This window comes from Klebsiella sp. HMSC16A12, from assembly GCF_001808265.1.
In the GTDB taxonomy this organism is placed as follows: Bacteria; Pseudomonadota; Gammaproteobacteria; order Enterobacterales; family Enterobacteriaceae; genus Klebsiella; species Klebsiella pneumoniae.
Window position 1 is genome coordinate 73635 of sequence record NZ_KV792568.1, and the last position, 17920, is coordinate 91554.

The 17920-nt window shown below is 59.1% G+C and carries 16 protein-coding genes; 10 read left to right on the forward strand and 6 right to left on the reverse strand.

What is annotated here, in order from left to right; translation table 11 throughout:
- Positions 1-138 precede the first annotated feature (138 nt).
- Complete coding sequence (flhA, locus tag HMPREF3140_RS08000) at positions 139-2211, forward strand: formate hydrogenlyase transcriptional activator FlhA (RefSeq protein ID WP_004185384.1); 2073 nt, start codon at positions 139-141, stop codon at positions 2209-2211.
- A gap of 53 nt (positions 2212-2264) precedes the next feature.
- Here the strand turns inward: flhA and HMPREF3140_RS08005 are convergent, their stop codons facing one another.
- From HMPREF3140_RS08005 to HMPREF3140_RS08020, 4 genes are all read right to left on the reverse strand, one after another.
- Positions 2265-3665, reverse strand: a complete 1401-nt coding sequence (locus tag HMPREF3140_RS08005; RefSeq protein WP_002914970.1) for a glycoside hydrolase family 1 protein — start codon at positions 3663-3665, stop codon at positions 2265-2267.
- A gap of 50 nt (positions 3666-3715) precedes the next feature.
- Positions 3716-5908: a CBM35 domain-containing protein gene (locus tag HMPREF3140_RS08010; RefSeq protein WP_032412216.1), complete on the reverse strand. Its 2193-nt coding sequence runs from the start codon at positions 5906-5908 to the stop codon at positions 3716-3718.
- 12 nt (positions 5909-5920) lie between these two features.
- Positions 5921-7258, reverse strand: coding sequence for a maltoporin (locus tag HMPREF3140_RS08015; protein ID WP_002914972.1), 1338 nt, complete (start codon positions 7256-7258; stop codon positions 5921-5923).
- A 262-nt stretch (positions 7259-7520) separates the two neighbouring features.
- The gene (locus HMPREF3140_RS08020) at positions 7521-8792 is read right to left on the reverse strand and encodes a PTS sugar transporter subunit IIC (RefSeq protein WP_032412219.1); all 1272 of its coding nucleotides are present in this window, start codon (positions 8790-8792) and stop codon (positions 7521-7523) included.
- A 177-nt stretch (positions 8793-8969) separates the two neighbouring features.
- Here HMPREF3140_RS08020 and HMPREF3140_RS08025 point away from each other — a divergent pair, with 177 nt between their 5' ends.
- From HMPREF3140_RS08025 to HMPREF3140_RS08065, 9 genes are all read left to right on the forward strand, one after another.
- On the forward strand, positions 8970-9284 hold the full coding sequence (locus HMPREF3140_RS08025) for a PTS sugar transporter subunit IIB (protein WP_032412222.1): 315 nt from the start codon (positions 8970-8972) through the stop codon (positions 9282-9284).
- Positions 9285-9293: 9 nt separating this feature from the next.
- Positions 9294-10616 (forward strand): PTS sugar transporter subunit IIC, encoded by a 1323-nt coding sequence (locus tag HMPREF3140_RS08030; RefSeq protein ID WP_070552911.1) that lies wholly within the window; start codon positions 9294-9296, stop codon positions 10614-10616.
- 23 nt (positions 10617-10639) lie between these two features.
- A complete protein-coding gene (locus HMPREF3140_RS08035) occupies positions 10640-10954 on the forward strand; it encodes a PTS lactose/cellobiose transporter subunit IIA (protein ID WP_002914983.1) in 315 nt (104 codons plus the stop codon).
- A gap of 50 nt (positions 10955-11004) precedes the next feature.
- On the forward strand, positions 11005-11919 hold the full coding sequence (locus HMPREF3140_RS08040) for an ROK family protein (protein WP_070552912.1): 915 nt from the start codon (positions 11005-11007) through the stop codon (positions 11917-11919).
- 56 nt (positions 11920-11975) lie between these two features.
- Positions 11976-12938 (forward strand): LacI family DNA-binding transcriptional regulator, encoded by a 963-nt coding sequence (locus tag HMPREF3140_RS08045; RefSeq protein WP_002915031.1) that lies wholly within the window; start codon positions 11976-11978, stop codon positions 12936-12938.
- A gap of 178 nt (positions 12939-13116) precedes the next feature.
- A complete protein-coding gene (locus tag HMPREF3140_RS08050; protein WP_032412225.1) occupies positions 13117-14034 on the forward strand; it encodes a metal ABC transporter substrate-binding protein in 918 nt (305 codons plus the stop codon).
- Positions 14031-14852: a manganese/iron ABC transporter ATP-binding protein gene (locus HMPREF3140_RS08055; protein WP_032412227.1), complete on the forward strand. Its 822-nt coding sequence runs from the start codon at positions 14031-14033 to the stop codon at positions 14850-14852. Before HMPREF3140_RS08050 ends, HMPREF3140_RS08055 begins: the two co-directional genes overlap by 4 nt.
- A complete protein-coding gene (gene sitC, locus HMPREF3140_RS08060) occupies positions 14849-15697 on the forward strand; it encodes an iron/manganese ABC transporter permease subunit SitC (RefSeq protein WP_004145794.1) in 849 nt (282 codons plus the stop codon). Before HMPREF3140_RS08055 ends, sitC begins: the two co-directional genes overlap by 4 nt.
- The gene (locus tag HMPREF3140_RS08065) at positions 15691-16545 is read left to right on the forward strand and encodes a metal ABC transporter permease (protein WP_002915035.1); all 855 of its coding nucleotides are present in this window, start codon (positions 15691-15693) and stop codon (positions 16543-16545) included. The genes sitC and HMPREF3140_RS08065 overlap by 7 nt, the downstream gene beginning before the upstream one ends.
- Positions 16546-16611: 66 nt before the next feature.
- Here HMPREF3140_RS08065 and HMPREF3140_RS08070 read toward each other — a convergent pair whose 3' ends face one another.
- Together HMPREF3140_RS08070 and HMPREF3140_RS08075 are read right to left on the reverse strand one after the other, a co-directional pair.
- Entirely contained in the window at positions 16612-16953 is a 342-nt protein-coding gene (locus HMPREF3140_RS08070; protein ID WP_004900121.1) for a nitrous oxide-stimulated promoter family protein, read from the reverse strand.
- A gap of 66 nt (positions 16954-17019) precedes the next feature.
- Positions 17020-17904, reverse strand: coding sequence for a LysR family transcriptional regulator (locus HMPREF3140_RS08075; RefSeq protein WP_228705076.1), 885 nt, complete (start codon positions 17902-17904; stop codon positions 17020-17022).
- Positions 17905-17920: the final 16 nt, after the last annotated feature.

Here is a 17920-nt window from a genome sequence, read left to right on the forward strand (position 1 = left end):
GCCAGCGTAATTATTTTGCCCAAACCAGCGGGCGCCCATGGATGGGTTAAAGCGGCAATAACCGCTTTATTAACATACTATTATTTGTACCATCATTTTCTTATGCGCCGCGTTGTCGGCGCGTTTTGGACGTAAGCAATGTCGTATACACCGATGAGCGATCTCGGCCAGCAGGGGCTGTTCGATATCACCCGGCTTTTATTACAGCAGCCCGATCTGGCCGCGCTAAGCGAAACCCTGACCCGTCTGGTGCAACAGTCCGCGCTGGCCGATGAGGCGGCCATCATCCTGTGGAACGCGGGTAATCACCGCGCGGCCAGGTACGCCTGCGATGAGGCCGGCCATCCGGTAAGCTACGAGGATGAAACCGTCCTGGCCCACGGTCCGGTGCGTCGCTTACTCTCCCGGCCGGATGCCCTGCATTGCGATCATGAAACCTTTGCCGACACCTGGCCGCAGCTTATCCGCAGCGGGCTCTATCGCCCGTTCGGATACTATTCGCTGCTGCCGCTGGCGGCGGACGGGCGGATCTTCGGCGGTTGCGAATTCCTCCGCCGTGACAACCGGCCGTGGAGCGAGAAAGAGTTCCAGCGGCTGCATACCTTCGCGCAGATCGTCGCCGTCGTCACCGAACAGATTCAGAACCGGGTCAGCAATAACGTCGATTACGATCTGCTGTGCCACGAGCGCGACAACTTTCGCATCCTGGTGGCGATCACCAACGCGGTGCTCTCGCGACTGGATATCGACGAGCTGGTCAGCGAGGTGGCGAAAGAGATCCATCGCTACTTCCGGATCGACGCCATCAGCGTGGTGCTGCGCAGCGACCGCAAGGGGAAGCTCAACATCTATTCCACGCATTATCTTGACGCCAGCCACCCGGTTCACGACCAGAGCGAGGTGGATGAAGCCGGCACCCTCACCGAGCGCGTGTTCAAAAGCAAAGAGATGCTGCTGCTTAATCTGCACGAACATGACACTCTCGCGCCGTATGAGAAAATGCTCTTCGAGATGTGGGGCAATAAGATCCAGACCCTATGCCTGCTGCCGCTGATGTCCGGCAATACCCTGCTCGGGGTGCTTAAGCTGGCGCAGTGCGACGAACAGGTCTTCACCACCACCAATCTCAAGCTGCTGCGGCAGATCGCCGAGCGGGTGTCGATCGCTATCGATAACGCCCTCGCCTACCGTGAAATTCAGCGCCTGAAAGAGCGGCTGGTGGATGAGAACCTCGCCCTCACCGAGCAGCTCAATAATGTCGAGAGCGAATTCGGGGAGATTATCGGCCGCAGCGAGGCGATGAACAATGTGCTCAAGCAGGTAGAGATGGTGGCGCAGAGCGACAGCACCGTGCTGATCCTCGGCGAAACCGGCACCGGCAAAGAGCTTATCGCCCGCGCTATCCACAACCTCAGCGGACGCAACGGTCGGCGGATGGTGAAGATGAACTGCGCGGCGATGCCCGCCGGGCTGCTGGAGAGCGATCTGTTCGGCCACGAACGCGGCGCGTTCACCGGGGCCAGCGCCCAGCGTATCGGCCGCTTCGAACTGGCGGACAAAAGCTCCCTGTTCCTCGATGAAGTGGGCGATATGCCGCTGGAACTGCAGCCCAAACTGCTGCGCGTCCTCCAGGAGCAGGAGTTCGAACGTCTGGGGAGCAACAAGCTGATTCAGACCGACGTTCGATTGATCGCCGCCACCAACCGCGATCTCAAGCAGATGGTTATCGACAGGGAATTCCGCAGCGATCTCTACTACCGGCTCAACGTGTTCCCGATCCACCTGCCGCCGCTGCGCGAACGTCCCGACGATATCCCGCTGCTGGTGAAGGCGTTTACCTTTAAAATCGCCCGCCGCATGGGGCGCAATATCGACAGCATTCCGGCGGAAACCCTGCGCACTCTGACGCGTATGGAGTGGCCGGGCAACGTGCGCGAGCTGGAAAACGTTATCGAACGGGCGGTATTGCTCACCCGCGGCAACGTACTGCAGCTCTCCCTGCCGGAGCGGGATATCGTGGAAGCCCCGCGGACGCCGGCGGTCCTGCCTGAGGAAGGTGAGGATGAATATCAGCTGATCGTCCGGGTGCTGAAGGAGAGCAACGGCGTGGTGGCCGGGCCGAAAGGCGCCGCCCAGCGGCTGGGGCTCAAGCGCACCACGCTCCTGTCACGCATGAAGCGGCTGGGTATTAATAAAGACGAGCTGGTGTAACCTCGCGCGCTCCCCCTTTCCGCGCCGGTGAGAGGGAGCGCTGGCGCAGCGCGCTATTTATCGCTGGTAAAACCGTTGCTGGTCGCCAGTTCGGCAAACCACAGCGCATTGCGTTTTATCTGTCGCTCGCCGGTCTCCAGATCCAGTCGCCAGAAGCCGTAGCGCCGTTTGAAGGCATTGATCCACGACCAGTTGTCGATAAACGTCCACTGGTGCACGCCAAAGCAGTTCGCGCCGTCGGCTATCGCCCGATGCAGCTGCACCAGATGCTCCTCCATCAGCTGGATGCGGAAAGTATCGTCTATCACCCCGTCCGCCCCGGGCTCGCCCTCTGATTGTCGATCCATCGCGATGCCGATTTCCGCGAGATACCACTTAATATTGCCGTAGTTATCGCGAATATTGGCGGCAATGTCATAGATCGCCTGCGGCAGGATCTCGTTGTTATCACGATAAGGATTAAAGCGGCCCTGCGGGTTCACCGCGTTTTCGAAATAGTATTCCGGGGTGAAATAATCGAGGTCATATTCGCTCTCACGCGCTTTTACCCGCCGCGGCACGTAATAGTTTACCCCAAGAAAATCGATATCCGCGCTGAGGATCAACGCCGCGTCGTCTTTGCTGGTCGTCGGCAGGCAGTCGTGGGCGGCAAGGATCTCGCACAGCGCTTTGGGGAATTCATGTTTTACCAGCGGGTCAAGGAAGCTGCGGTTAAAAAACAGGTCGGCATACCCGGCGGCTTTTTTATCCGCGTCGCTGTCGGTGAGGGTATAGCTCGGGGTCAGGTTGAGCACCACGCCGATCTCGCCCGCCAGCGCCAGTTCACGATAAGCCGTTACCGCTTTGGCGTGCGCCAGCATAATGTTAAACGCCACCTGCGCCGCCAGCCGACCATCTTTCTTACACGGATAGTGGAAGTCGTACAGGTAGCCTCCCTCAACCGGCACAATCGGCTCGTTGAAGGTTATCCAGTATTTAACCTTATGGCCAAACAGGCTAAAGGCGGTGCGGGCAAAGCGGGCAAACAGCTCGGCTACGTGCGCCGATTCAAAGCCGCCGTACTGTTTCTGCAGCGCTTCCGGCATATCAAAGTGGTAGAGATTGATCATCGGCTCAATGCCGTTAGCGATCATCTCATCCAGATAGGCGTGATAAAAACGCACCGCGTCCGGGTCCGGCGCGCCGGTTTCCAAATCAGCGATCAGTCGTGACCACTGTATCGAGGTACGAAATGAGTTGAAGCCGGTCTGTTTCATCAGCGCCACGTCCTGCGGATACTGATGATAAGTATCACACACGGTCTGCGGCCCTACCTGCTGATAAAATCGCTCCGGCTGTTCGGCAAACCAACTGTCCCAGATGGAACGATGGCGCTTATTGGTGACCCCTTCCGTTTGCGGGCCGGACGCCGCCGCCCCCCACAGGAACCCTTGCGGAAACTGATACTGCTGCATAACCTCTCCTTCGAAAAAAGGCTGCGCCCGTCTGGCGCAGCCTGAACGTACTACTCAGCGACCACTTCGATCGATTTAATGAACATATAGCCCCAGTCGCCGGCGAAGCGGCCGAAGTCAATCTGATTAGTCCCGGCTTTAAGCGTCACCGGTATCCGCAGCTGCTGGCCCTGCTCATCCGTCTGCGGGAAGGCCACGGTCTGCGGAGCGCCCCCGTTGACGACAAATGAGTTCTGCTTACCGCCCCATTTGCCGTTGAAGGTTACATTGAGCAGGAACTGACCGCTCCACGGCGCCTGCACCTGCCAGCTGACCTTATCCCCCTCGTTGGCAAATGGGCCGAGGAAGCCGTCCTCACCAACTGTCAGCGCGTCTTTATCACTCTTCATCACCGTCAGCCGCCTCTCAGCCACGCCATAAACTTCGCCGTGATAACGACAAAAATCCGCTGGCGCTTTCCCCGCCGCCTCGCCCACCGTCACGGTCACGGTTTTGCTGCTTTTCAACAGCCCATCGTCCGCCGTGAACGTCAGCGCATAGGTGCCTGGCGTCGTAAACCAGGCCCGGGTTTGAGCCCGATCGGCATGGCAGAAATGCACCTGGCCATCGCCGGCGTGCTGCCAGCCCACCTTAACCTCTCGCGACGGCAGGCCATCGTCCTGCCAGCTGGCCGTAAGCTCGACGCCCTGGTCCTGCGTGGTGGTTAGGGCCGGTTCCAGCGTGACAACCGGCGGCTGATTCTCCTCGCTATGCTGCACGCTAATCACATTGGAAGGAGCCGAACGACCGCTCTCGTTTTTCGCCGTCACCCGGTAGTAATACGTATGCCCGAGCTGAAGCTGACGATAATCGTCGCGGAACAGAACCATGGTTTCCGGATTCCATTCGTTAACGCCATCGGAGATATCCCGGCCCACCACCGTCCACGGCCCGGTCGGTGAGGCGGCGCGTTCGACATCGTAGCTGCGTCCTACCGCAGCGCCCATCCAGTTGATCGCGAAGGGCGAGGTGGTTTCGCGCAGCAAAGGCGCGTCCGGCTTCGGCAGCGGCGCCATCGTCTGCTGCCCGGCCATCTGCGCCGCGGCGGTGCGCACCAGATCGACCACCGCCTGCTCCTGGTTCGCTTCGCCTTCTTTGGCAAACCCCGGCAGGTGGTAGCTGTAGTGCCCGGTCGACTCCTTATGCCAGTAGAAGCCGCCGTCGTGACGATGGCCGCGGAAGCCCCAGATAAGCCCGCCGGCGGCTTGCGCCCCGTTGACCTCGCTGTGAACAATCGACTGCATAATGGCGTTCAGTTGATCCGCCGGCAGCAGGCCAAACTCGCCGACGAGATAGACTTTTTGCCCGCCGACGGCGCGCAGATCCTGCGTCACCTGCCCGGGATGGTTATTATCGGCATTGGTGTAATAGTGATTGCTGACGATATCCACATTGGGGTCGGTCAACGCAAACGGATTAATTTTCTTATAGGTGCCATCCACCACCAGCTGATGAGGGGCCCACTTTTTAATCCACGCCGCGGTCTGATGCAGGAAATCGGCGTTGGTATCCTCCAGCTCGTTACCGGTTTCCCAGGCCATGATCGCCTTTTCATCATAATAGGCGCGGCCGGTGACGGTATTTGTCCGGGTGATAACCTGGCGGATCACATCCAGATAGGCTTTGAAGGTCTTGCTATCGGTCCGATAAAAGTCTTCCGCTTTTTCGTGGTAGAACGCCGCCAGCTGCTCGCGCCCGCCCCACCACCACCAGTGGTCGATAAACGGCAGGATCAGACGCAATCCCTGTTTATCCGCTTCGGCAATCATGTTGTCATACACCCGCATGGCTTTCTCATTCAGCCGCGGCATGCCGTCCGCCGTTTCCGGCGCCAGAATATGGGTCTCGCGCCCGCAGGCCTTATCAAATTCCTGCTGCACCGACAGCACGTAGACGCGCTGGGCTTTCGCCCCGGTTTGCACCATCGCCTGGATCCAGTTTTGTTGCTCCTGGGCCGTTGGCCATTTAAAGTATTGTCCCCAGCCGCGCGGGTCTGCCCTGCAGGGGCCGCGGGCGTCGTCTTCAATGCGGTGCAGCTCCGGCGCGTGGATCCCGGCGAAACGAAACACCTTGTCGCCGTCCTTGAGGGTGGCGCCGTCGCGAGTGATAAAGTGCGTAAAGTGCGAGCGCTCGGCGGCCAGCGCCCCGCCGGCCCCCAGCGCGGACAGCAGCCCCATCAGCAGCAGGTTTTTCATCGGCTTCATCGTTCTCTCTCCTTAGAACCAGACCTCGGCCTGTACGCCGAAGTTAACGGTATCGGTAGAGCCACTGCGGGAATACCCGCCGGCGGTGATGGTATTGGTATCCCAGTTGTAGTTACCGTCTAATGCATCGGAGACACCTTTATCCCACTTCGCGTAGGTGACGAAGAAGCGCAGCTGCGGACGCGCCCAGAAACCGGAGTCAAAGGTCAGGGTTGGCGCAACGGTGACTTTGGTCAGGCCGCCTTTGCCTTTGCCGTTTACCCCTTTGTAGTTTTTGTCATCCAGGTATTCGTAGCCCAGCTCGTACTGCATGGCAAAGTTGCGGGTGATCTGATGATAAGGGCGGATACCAGCGACCCACATCGAGCGTCCCCAGCCATTTTCATCTTCTGTCCACCAGCGGTAGTTTTTATCTTTCTGCCAGAAAGCGAAGGTCGAGATCTCCAGGTCGCCCATCGAGGCCACGCTATCCAGCACCACTCGCCAGGACTGGGTGTTTTCCAGGTTGGCCCAGCCCCAGCCGTTTTTACCCAGCGAGTCACCCGCCGCCAGCCCTTTCCCGTACTGCAATGCGAGGCGGGAGTATCCTCCGGTCAGACCATAGAAGCCGTCAAAGTTATAAATACCGGTCACGCCATAGCCCTTCTCGGCGGAAGTTGGATGGTTTTCGTTACGGTTCATGTGGTGGCCGATCAGCTCCAGATCGAAGCCTGTCCCCGCGATCTTTTTCAGCCACAGGTTGAGAGAATAGTCATCCGGGTAGCCCTGATCTCCCTTATCCACCGGGTAGGCTTTGGTTTCATCGGTGGGTGAAAAGGCGTACACCCCGGCGTCGAAGCGGGCGAAGCCGAGATCCATGTTGTCGAAGCCGCCTCCGGTGCCGTTGTACTGAATGTACTCCCAGTCGAACTGATGGCTGGAGGTGTTGGAGCTGCTATAGCGCTTACCGGCCCAGAAGGTCATCTCCGGCGCAAAATCCAGATTGCTCAGCTCGGCGAACCCTTCACGAAACTGTACGTCATGGCCATCGTCATCCTGACAGTTCCAGTCGGAGGTGCATTTCGACTGGTGAGTGAGGTTGGCCTGCACTTTCGCCACCACGCCGCTGTCCGCCGTCAGCGTCACGGTGGGGATCAGTTCGATCTTGGTGTCTTCTTCGTTGCCCAGTCGCCACTTACCGTCCGGCATCAGGCCGACGGAGTCCGCGCGGTTGCCATCGGAGTTCGCCAGGATCCCGGAGCGGATATAGCCATGCAGCGCAAAATCATACTTCGGATCGGCGCAGGCCGGGCTGCTGGCCCCTGCCAGCGAGAGGAGAGCCAGAGGTATTGAGTGTTTCAGCTTTATCATTATTTTTTTCCCACGTTATGTTTGTTAACACGAACCGATAACGGAGGGGAAATTTACGGATCAAAAACGGAAATGTACATCCACTTACGGAAAGCGCTTTCCATAATTGCCTATCTGGTTCACAAAATTAGCTCTGCGGCGAATATATTCGTGAGACTGATCACATAAAATTACAAGAATGACGCCGGGAGCCAGCAGTGGAGCGGAAGGAGGAGGAGATGAGCAGGTGCCGCCGGGGGATAAGCCGCCGACGGCGAGAGGATCAGCGTTCGATTTCCGCGAGCTGACGTTCGTACACTTTGAAGAAGGGGCGATAGAGCATCCAGGCGTTAAACATCGCGAACAGGCTCATGCACAAATTTTTCCAGCTGCCGTTCGCCGACCATGCCGCCCCCAGCGGGGAAGGCATCGACCATGGCAGCATCGCCACCGCGCGATCGAGGATACCCAGCTGAGTTAAATACCATGCGATACAGGCGTTTATCAGGGGAACAAAGAGAAACGGCAGTAAAAAAACCGGGTTCATGATCACCGGAAAACCAAACAGTATCGGCTCGTTGATATTAAACAGCGACGGCAGCAGGCCAATCTTGGCCACGCTTTTCAGCTGCCGCGAGCGGCTGCGCATCGCCATCAGCACCAGAGGCAAAGTGGAGCCAATACCGCCGATCAGCAGGTAAAAATCCCAGAACCCCTGCAGATAAATATGCGGCAGCGTTGGCGAACCCGCCGCCAGCGCCTGCTGATTTTCAAACAGATAGGTCATCCAGAAGGGGTTCATGATCCCGGTGATGATCAGCGCGCCGTGGATACCGATAAACCAGAGTAAGTTACAGATAAATAAAGAGATAAGTACCGCCATCAGCGTGTCGGACGCCAGCACCAGCGGCCGCACCGCTTCGCTGATCAACTCCGGTACGATGCGTCCGGTGGTCTGCAGCAGTATGGCATTCATCACGCTTATCGACAGCATCACCACCAGCAGCGGGATCAGCAGTTGAAAGCCATTGCGGGTCATCAGCGGCACTTCATCAGGCAAGCGAATGCACCAGCCTTTTTTGTAGAAAAAACGAATTATCTCAATGGAATAGGTGCTGGATATCAGGGCGGTAAATATCCCCATACCGCCGAGATAAACATTGCTCACCGCAGTCTCGCGAAAGCCGATAAACAGCAGAAAAGCCAGACACCCGGTTAAACCGCAGAGCCGTTCCGGCAGACGGTACTGCTTGGCGAGACTGGCGCTGGCGCCGAAGGCGACAATCAGCGCCACCAGGCCAATAGTTAGCTGAAAGGTCGGCTGCAGGATAGGCCGCAGCAGCAAATAGACCTGGCCGAAACGCGAGGCGCCGTCGATGGAAACGGGCGGAAACAAAATGGGAACTAACAGGCTGCCAACAATCACAAAGGGCATAGCCAGCGCAAAGCTATCGCGCATCGCCGTAATGTGGTTGTTGCGCGTCAGAACATTCGCCAGCGGCGCCAGCCGCTGCTCGATGATGTCCACGGCCACATTCATTAACTGAATGTTCATACTCCTACCTTTGCGAATGGTTGTCTCGCCGGGATGATCGCCCACAACACCGGAAAGTGAAAGCCTGCCATAGGTGATCATGGTCACAATTAATAAATCCACAAACGGAAAGCGCTTTCCGTAATGCATCCATTTTGACTATAGTCCGCTCATCCAACCTCATCAGGAGCGGTAATTATGAAAAAAATTATGTTGTGTTGTTCGGCAGGCATGTCCACCAGCCTGCTGATGAAAAAAATGATTGCGGAAGCCGAACAGCGGGGCCTGCCGGTAGAGATCAACGCCTATGGCGTAGCGGAGTTTGCCGAACAGGTCGGCCATTATCAGGTGGTGCTGCTGGGGCCGCAGGTGAAATACATGCAGCAGGACCTGCAAAAACAGGCGGATAAATACGGTATCCGCGTCGAACCCATCAATATGATGGACTACGGCATGCAAAAAGGCGCCGCGGTCCTTGATTTCGCCCTTTCCCTTATCGAAAAAAAGAACTAAGGAAAGATCATGAGCTCTCTGTACGCTAAACTGATCGACGTGATCGAACGGCAGATCACGCCGCTGGCCGGCGCGATCGGCCAGCAAAAATATGTCACCTCGATCCGCGATGGCTTTATCACTGCCCTGCCCTTTATGATCGTCGGCTCGTTCCTGTTGGTGTTTATCTTCCCGCCGTTTTCTCCGGATACGACGTGGGGGTTTGCCCGCGCCTGGCTGCAATTTTCGCTCGATCATCGCGATGCGCTGATGCTGCCGTTCAACTTCAGCATGGGGGTGATGACCCTGTTTATCGCCGTCGGGATCGCCGCCAGCCTCGCCAAACACCATCATCTGGACTCGCTGACCGCCGGGATGTTGTCGCTGATGTCGTTTCTGCTGGTAGCCGCGCCTCTGAAAGATGGCCAGATCTCTACTGCCTACTTCTCCGGTCAGGGGATCTTTACCGCCATTCTGGTGGCCATCTATTCCACCGAGCTGTACGCCTTCCTCAAACGGCATAACATCACCATTCGCCTGCCGCCGGAAGTGCCTGCCGGGGTGGCGCGCTCGTTTGAAATCCTGATCCCGGTGCTGGCGATCATTCTGACGCTGCATCCGCTGAACCTGTTTATCGAAGCCCAGCTGGGGATGATCATTCCGGAAGCGATCATGTCGCTGGTGAAGCCGCTGGTCGCGGCTTCCGATACGCTGCCGGCGATCCTGCTGTCGGTGCTGGTCTGTCAGGTGCTGTGGTTCGCCGGGATCCACGGCGCGCTGATCGTCACCGGGATCATGAACCCGTTCTGGATGGCCAACCTGTCGGTCAATCAGGCGGCCATGGCCGCTGGCACCGCTATCCCGCACATCTATGTCCAGGGCTTCTGGGATCACTATCTGCTGATCGGCGGCGTCGGCTCCACCCTGCCGCTGGCGCTGATGCTGCTGCGCAGCAAGGCCGTGCATCTGCGGACGATCGGCCGGATGGGGGTCGTGCCGGGCGTATTTAACATCAACGAACCGATCCTCTTCGGCGCGCCAATCATCATGAACCCGCTGTTTTTCCTGCCGTTCGTGCTGGTACCGATGGTCAACGCGACCCTGGCGTACTTCGCGCTGAAGCTGGACCTGGTCAGCCGCGTAGTGTCGATGACGCCGTGGACAACGCCGGCGCCTATCGGCGCCTCGTGGGCGGCGAACTGGAGCTTTAGCCCGGTGATCCTGTGCCTCATTTGTATGGCTACCGCCATGGTGATCTACCTGCCATTTCTCAAAGCTTACGAAAAACAGCTGCTGGCCCAGGAGCGTGAAAACGCCGTCGGCCAGGCTGACAACGCGGCGCAGACCGCTTAACGCTAACGATTCAGAGGATAATCATGGAATTAGAAGAACAGGTGATGGGGATCATCATCAATGCCGGCCAGTCACGTAGCCTGTGCTACGAAGCGCTGCACGCCGCTAAAGCGGGTGATTTCGCCACCGCCGACGCCAAAATGCAGGAAGCGGCGCACTATTCCCGCGAAGCTCACCTTGTACAGACCCAGCTTATCGAAGCTGACGAAGGCGAGGGAAAAACCAAAATGACGCTGGTAATGGTCCATGCTCAGGATCACCTGATGACATCCATTCTGGCGAAAGAGCTGATTGCCGAACTGATTGCGATTTACCGCGCGCAGCCGCTTCACGCCTAGCGCCTTGCCCGGCCAGACGCGCTGGCCGGGCCTGATTCCCCGAGGTCACTATGTTACATCTTGGAATAGATATTGGCGGCACCAAAATGGAAGCCGTACTGCTGGACCCGGCGGGCGAATGCGTCCAGCGCCTGCGCCGGCCGACCCACAAAGAGAGCTATGACGCCTTTATGCGTCAGCTGCTGACCCTGATTGCCGATATTCGCGCGGTCAGCCCGCAGCCGTTCACCCTGGGGATCGGCCTGCCCGGGGCTATCGATCCGCAAAGCGGACGCATTAAAAACTGCAACTGCCTGGTGCTCAACGGTCACGATCTGCGCCGGGATATCATGCAGCAGCTTGGCCAGCCGGTGTGGATGGCAAACGATGCCGACTGCTTCACCCTTTCGGAGGCGGTGGATGGCGCCGGCGCCGGAGCTACCACCGTCTTCGGGGTGATTATCGGTACCGGCTGCGGCAGCGGGATCGCCGTTCATCAACAGCTGCTCAGCGGCCCCAACGCTATCGCCGGGGAGTGGGGGCATAATCCGCTGCCGGGCTATACTCCTGAGCGCGATGGCCCGCCGCAGCCCTGCTACTGCGGCAAAACGAACTGCATCGAAAGCTTTCTCTCCGGCACCGGCTTCGCCCGCCGCTATGGGGAACAAGCCCGTGCGGAAGCCATTGTCGCCGCGGCGCAAAACGGCGATCCGCGCGCGCTGGCCCACTGGCGACACTTTATCGATGCCTTTGCCCGCAGCCTGGCGTCGGTGATCAATATTCTCGACCCGCAGGTGATTGTGCTGGGCGGCGGTCTGTCCAACGTCAGCCAGATCTATCGCGATCTGCCTGCCGCCATCGTGCCGTGGATCTTCTCCGACACCTGCCGCACGCAGATCAAACCGGCCCGTTTCGGCGACGCCAGCGGCGTGCGCGGCGCGGCCTGGCTGCCCCGGCTTCCCGGCGCCGCGCAAGGGCAGCGGTAGACACTTTTTTCAGCAGGTATGTTAAGCTAGGCGAAAATGTTCAGACAGAAAAAGCCATGCCAACGATTGATGATGTTTCAAGATTAGCGAATGTCTCAAGAGCGACGGTATCCCGCGTGCTGACCGGCACCCGGGGCGTGCGCGAAGAGAGCCGGGAAGCTGTGCTGCGGGCCGTTGAAGAACTCAACTATCGCCCGAGCTTTGCCGCGCAAAACCTCGCCAGTCAGACATCCAGCCACGTTGGTCTGGTGATTTCCGCGCAGGACGAAAGCCACGGCGCACGTCTGCTGCCGCTGCTCTCTCAGGCGCTGAAAGGGCTGAATAAAAGCCTGCTGGTCCAGTACGTCAGCGACCCGGTAGAGCAGGCGGCGGTAATCGACGATCTGCAGCGCCAGTGCGTGGCGGTGGTGGTGCTGGGCGCCGTTGCCGCCGACGCGCCGCGCAACGTTATCGCCTTTGACCGCTTCGGCGTCGCCGGGAGCAACAGCCAGGGCTATGACTTCGCCTTTGCCACCGAAAGCGCCTGCCGCTATGTGATTGGCAAGGGACACCGCAACATCGCCCTGCTGGTGGACAGCGATAGCGACGATGCCAGCCGTCAGATGCTGGAAGGCTACCGCAACGTCCTGCAGAACTACTCCATTCCTTTTAACCGCCAGCTAGTGCTGACGGCCAACGATGACGTCGAGCAGGCGCTGCTGACCTTAATTAACAGCTTCAGTAAATACTCAGTCATCATCGTTAAACGCGACCGCTACGCGGCAGAGGCGATGCGTCTGCTGCGCGAATTCACCATCGCCGTCCCGCAGGAGGTCTCCCTGCTGAGCCTTGAGGATTCCCCGCTCGCCTCGCTGCTCTACCCGCCGCTGACCTGCATCTCCTGGCCACTGGAGGCGCTGCTGGATAACTGTATTCAGCGTATTCGCAGCCTGATTGACGACCGGCCAACCTTCACCGCCGAGGGCCGCTCGCTGGCTGGCCGCCTGATCCCGCGCCAGTCGGTCGCCGATATCTCTTGATCTTCGCCCGGTTGGCGCCGGGCCAGACTTACCTCCCCTTTTCGCGCTTTCGTTTCCCGGCTCATTATTACCCACGCATGCAAATAAGAATTATTTTCATTTATAAATAGCTTGTGCTATATAACATAGCAATGGCTATAAACGCTGGGAAATTAACCACACCATTGCGAGGGATCCTATGCTACACCTGACATCGCTGAAATCATTGCTGCTGGCCAACGCGCTGGCTCTGCTGGCCGCGACGCCGGCCTCGGCGCAGGAGAAATTCAGGGTTATCACCACCTTCACGGTTATCGCCGATATGGCGCAGAACGTGGCCGGCGACGCCGCCGTCGTCAGCTCCATTACTAAACCGGGCGCGGAGATCCATGATTACCAGCCCACGCCCGGCGATATCAAACGCGCGCAGGGGGCGCAGCTGATCCTCAGCAATGGGCTTAATCTCGAACGGTGGTTTGCCCGTTTTTATCAGCACTTACAGGGCGTTCCGGAGGTGGTGGTCAGCGAGGGGATCCAGCCGATGGGCATCAGCGCGGGCCCCTATAGCGGGAAGCCCAATCCCCATGCCTGGATGTCGGCAGATAACGCCCTGATCTATGTCGATAACATTCGCGATGCGCTGGTGAAGTACGATCCGCCTCACGCCGACACCTATCGCCGTAACGCCGAGGCCTACAAAGAGAAGATCCGTCAGACGATGGCGCCGCTGCAGGCCAGACTGGCGCAGCTGCCGGCGGATAAGCGCTGGCTGGTCACCAGCGAGGGAGCCTTCTCCTATCTGGCCCGCGACTATGGCCTGCGCGAACTGTATCTGTGGCCGATCAATGCCGATCAGCAGGGCACCCCGCAACAGGTGCGCAAGGTTATCGACACCATGAAGAAAGAACGCATCCCGACCATCTTCAGCGAAAGCACCATCTCCGATAAACCGGCGCGTCAGGTGGCGCGGGAAGCCGGGGCCCACTACGGCGGCGTGCTGTATGTCGATTCGCTGAGCGCCGCCGACGGCCCGGTGCCGACCTGGCTCGACCTGCTGCGCGTCACCACCGAAACCATCGTCAACGGTATCCAGGACGGGATGAGGAAGCAGCCATGAATGCAGCGCAAGCGGGACTGTATGTCGACCAGCTCACCGTCACCTGGCGCAACGGCCACACTGCCCTGCGCGACGCCTCGTTCAGCGTGCCGCGCGGCTCCATTGCCGCGCTGGTGGGGGTTAACGGCTCGGGTAAATCCACGCTGTTTAAAGCGCTGATGGGCTTTGTCCGCGTTGGTCACGGCGAGATCGCCATACTCGACCAGCCGGTCAACCGCGCGCTGCGCCAAAACCTGGTCGCCTATGTCCCGCAGTCGGAAGAGGTGGACTGGTCCTTCCCGGTGCTGGTGGAGGATGTGGTGATGATGGGCCGCTACGGCCATATGGGCTGGCTGCGGCGGGCAAAGCCGCGCGATCGCGAGATTGTCGATGCCGCGCTGGCCCGCGTGGGCATGAGCGAGTTCCGCCATCGGCAGATTGGCGAGCTCTCCGGCGGGCAGAAAAAGCGCGTCTTTCTTGCCCGCGCCATCGCTCAGCAGGGTCAGGTGATCCTGCTGGATGAACCTTTCACCGGCGTCGATGTGCAGACCGAAGCGCGGATCATCAGCCTGCTGCGCGAGCTCCGCGATGAGGGCTGTACCATGCTGGTCTCCACCCACAACCTCGGGTCAGTGAGTGAATTTTGTGATTATACGGTGATGGTGAAAGGCACCGTGCTGGCCAGCGGCCCGACAGAAACCACCTTCACTGCCGAGAATCTGGAGCGGGCTTTCAGCGGCGTGCTGCGCCACGTCGCGCTCACAGGCGGGGAAGCGCAGGTTATCACCGATGACGAGCGGCCGTTTATCAGCCGGCGCGCGGCGGGAGGCCCACGATGAGCTGGCTGCTGGAGCCGTTTGGCTATCACTATATGCTCAATGCGATGTGGGTGTCGGCGCTGGTGGGCGGCGTCTGCGCCTTTCTCTCCTGCTACCTGATGCTCAAAGGCTGGTCGCTGATTGGCGACGCCCTCTCCCACTCGATTGTACCCGGCGTCGCCGGGGCCTATATGCTCGGCCTGCCCTTCGCGCTCGGCGCATTTCTCTCCGGCGGTCTGGCGGCAGGCAGCATGCTGTTTTTGCAGCAGCGCTCGCGGCTAAAAGAGGATGCTATTATCGGGCTGATCTTCTCCTCCTTCTTCGGGATCGGGCTGTTTATGGTGTCGCTGAATCCGACGTCGGTGAATATTCAGACCATCATCCTCGGCAATATTCTGGCCATCGCCCCGGAGGATATTATCCAGCTGGCGGCGATCGGCTTTATCTCAATGGCGATTCTGCTGCTGAAATGGAAAGACCTGATGGTGACCTTCTTTGATGAACACCACGCCCGCTCGATTGGCCTGAACACCCGCGGCCTGAAGCTGCTGTTCTTTACCCTGCTGGCCGCCTGCACCGTGGCGGCGCTGCAGACCGTCGGCGCCTTTCTGGTCATCTGCCTGGTGGTCACTCCCGGGGCCACCGCGTGGCTGTTAACCGATCGCTTCCCGCGCCTGCTGGCTATCGCCGTGGCTATCGGCAGCCTGACCAGTTTCTTCGGCGCCTGGCTCAGCTACTATCTCGACGGCGCCACCGGCGGCATTATCGTGGTCGCGCAAACGCTGCTGTTCCTCATCACCTTTATCTTCGCGCCGAAGCACGGCCTGCTGGCCAGCCGCCGCCGCGCCAGGGAGGCCGCATGCTGAACCTGTTCCTGGCCCCGTTCCAGTTTCCTTTTATGGTCAATGCGATAGCGATATCGATCGTCGTCGCCATTCCCTGCGCGCTGCTGTCGGTGTTTCTGGTGCTCAAAGGCTGGGCGCTGATGGGCGACGCCATGAGCCACGCGGTCTTTCCGGGCGTGGTGCTGGCCTACATTATCGGCATCCCCTTCGCCATCGGCGCGTTTATCGCCGGTCTGCTGTGCGCCGTGACGACCGGTTTTCTCGACGATAACAGCCGACTCAAGCGCGATACCATCATGGGGATTGTCTTCTCCGGCATGTTTGGCGCCGGACTGGTGCTGTACGTAGCGATCCAGTCCGATGTTCATCTCGACCATATCCTGTTCGGCGATATGCTGGGAATATCCCTCCGCGATATTGGGCAAACGACGGCGATCGCACTGGTGATTGCGTTGATTATCGGTCTCAAATGGCGGGATTTTTTGCTGCACGCCTTTGACCCGACGCAGGCCAAAGCCAGCGGCCTGCGCGGCGGACTGCTGCACTACGGCCTGCTGTGCATGATCGCCCTGACCATCGTCGCGACGCTGCAGTCGGTGGGGATTATTCTGTCGATTTCGCTGCTGATTGCCCCCGGGGCGATCGCGCTTCTGCTGGTGAGACGCTTTATCCACGCCCTGCTGCTGGCGGTAGCGGTGGCCATCGGCTGCTCGGCGGGAGGGGTGTGGCTGGCGTTCTATCTCGACAGCGCGCCAGCGCCGACTATCGTAGTGCTGTTTACCGCGCTGTTTGTGGTCGCCTTTGTCGCAAGCACGATCCGCGATAGTCAGAAACAGAAAACTTCAGCAATTATCCCCGGTGGCGGCTAACGCCTTGCCGGGGCTACAAGAGCACGACTTGTCGCCCGGCTGCGCAGCGCTGACCAGGGAAAGCCGCTACTTTTTCGGTCGATATTTTTCCGGCAGCGGCGGCACCGGGCGCCTGTCGTCCAGCAGATGGCGAATAGTGAGGATCGGGTGGCGCCAGAGCATCCGCGGCCCGGCCCAGCGCATAATCTGCTTCATCTCCTCGCGCTTCGCCGGCTGGTAGCAATGCACCGGACACTGCTTGCAGGCCGGTTTGTTCTCGCCAAACACGCACTTATCAAGGCGCTTGTCAGCGTAGGCGTTCAGCGCCTGATAGTGCGCATTATCGGCCTGCGCCTCGGGACAGCGCCGCTGGTAGAGGGCAATCATCCGCTGAATCGTCATTTTTTCCCGTTCGATACGCTTCCCCATCTCCCTGCCTTTCGTCTTTTTTAAGATGCATTTATCATACACCTTAATATCCATACCCGACCAGACTCACTGCTTCAGATGCTGAATCAACTGCAGGGCTGCCCCGGACAGAACCCCGAAATGGCTGTAGGCATAGAAATCCCGGATAAAAACGCTGCCCTCGAGCTCAAACGGGCGCAGCAGGCCAAGCGCTTCTTCGTGTCGGTAAACCGGGGCCGGCATCGACGTTAACAGATCGCTCTCGCACAGAAAGGCCTTAATGGCCGAGGATGAGGCGCACTCAATAACCGGTTGCGGACAGGGCAACTGCCGGGCGCGAAAGATATCCGCCAGGATGTTCATTGGCGTACTAGACGGCGGCGGCATGATCCACGGATAGTCCAGCATCGCCTCCAGGGTGACGTCCGCCGCCTGATGCAGCGGGTGGTGCTGCCTGGCGACGATGCAGATCCGGTCCTGCCAGTTAATTTTGCCCCGCACCACGATTTTCTCATCATGCGGTAAGGGACCGCAGAGGGCGATATCGATGTCGTGCATCAGCAACAGCTTATACAGCTCGGAGTCAATGCGGTCGACGATCCGCAGATGGATCTGGGGATGGCGCTGATGGAAAGCCGCCAGCTTATCGATGAAATGGCTGGTCAGCAGACTGGAAACGCAGCCAATCCGCAGAATGCCTTTCCCGGCGCCGCGGATGAGCTCAATTTCCTCGCGCGCCTTTTGTTCGGTATTCAGCATCGTCAGCGCGTAGGGTAAAAAGGCGCTGCCATATTCGCTCAACGCCATGCCGTGCTTATGTCGTTCGAATAAGGATGCGCTCAGGTCCGCTTCCAGGCTCAATAGCAGTCGGCTCAGTCCCGACTGGGTGATCCCCATTTTCTCTGCGGCCAGGGTCATATTGCCTTCGCGGGCGACGGTAATAAATGCCTGAATCTGCGGTGATGGTGCCAACTTACTGATTTAGGGT

Coding starts and splice junctions, on each gene's coding strand:
- HMPREF3140_RS08030 (WP_070552911.1), top strand. CDS start 9,294: ATGAGCTCTCTGTACGCTAAACTGATCGACGTGATCGAACGGCAGATC.
- HMPREF3140_RS08035 (WP_002914983.1), top strand. CDS start 10,640: ATGGAATTAGAAGAACAGGTGATGGGGATCATCATCAATGCCGGCCAG.
- HMPREF3140_RS08070 (WP_004900121.1), bottom strand. CDS start 16,953: ATGGGGAAGCGTATCGAACGGGAAAAAATGACGATTCAGCGGATGATT.
- HMPREF3140_RS08050 (WP_032412225.1), top strand. CDS start 13,117: ATGCTACACCTGACATCGCTGAAATCATTGCTGCTGGCCAACGCGCTG.
- HMPREF3140_RS08045 (WP_002915031.1), top strand. CDS start 11,976: ATGCCAACGATTGATGATGTTTCAAGATTAGCGAATGTCTCAAGAGCG.
- HMPREF3140_RS08025 (WP_032412222.1), top strand. CDS start 8,970: ATGAAAAAAATTATGTTGTGTTGTTCGGCAGGCATGTCCACCAGCCTG.
- HMPREF3140_RS08005 (WP_002914970.1), bottom strand. CDS start 3,665: ATGCAGCAGTATCAGTTTCCGCAAGGGTTCCTGTGGGGGGCGGCGGCG.
- sitC (WP_004145794.1), top strand. CDS start 14,849: ATGAGCTGGCTGCTGGAGCCGTTTGGCTATCACTATATGCTCAATGCG.
- HMPREF3140_RS08015 (WP_002914972.1), bottom strand. CDS start 7,258: ATGATAAAGCTGAAACACTCAATACCTCTGGCTCTCCTCTCGCTGGCA.
- HMPREF3140_RS08040 (WP_070552912.1), top strand. CDS start 11,005: ATGTTACATCTTGGAATAGATATTGGCGGCACCAAAATGGAAGCCGTA.
- flhA (WP_004185384.1), top strand. CDS start 139: ATGTCGTATACACCGATGAGCGATCTCGGCCAGCAGGGGCTGTTCGAT.
- HMPREF3140_RS08055 (WP_032412227.1), top strand. CDS start 14,031: ATGAATGCAGCGCAAGCGGGACTGTATGTCGACCAGCTCACCGTCACC.
- HMPREF3140_RS08020 (WP_032412219.1), bottom strand. CDS start 8,792: ATGAACATTCAGTTAATGAATGTGGCCGTGGACATCATCGAGCAGCGG.
- HMPREF3140_RS08010 (WP_032412216.1), bottom strand. CDS start 5,908: ATGAAGCCGATGAAAAACCTGCTGCTGATGGGGCTGCTGTCCGCGCTG.
- HMPREF3140_RS08065 (WP_002915035.1), top strand. CDS start 15,691: ATGCTGAACCTGTTCCTGGCCCCGTTCCAGTTTCCTTTTATGGTCAAT.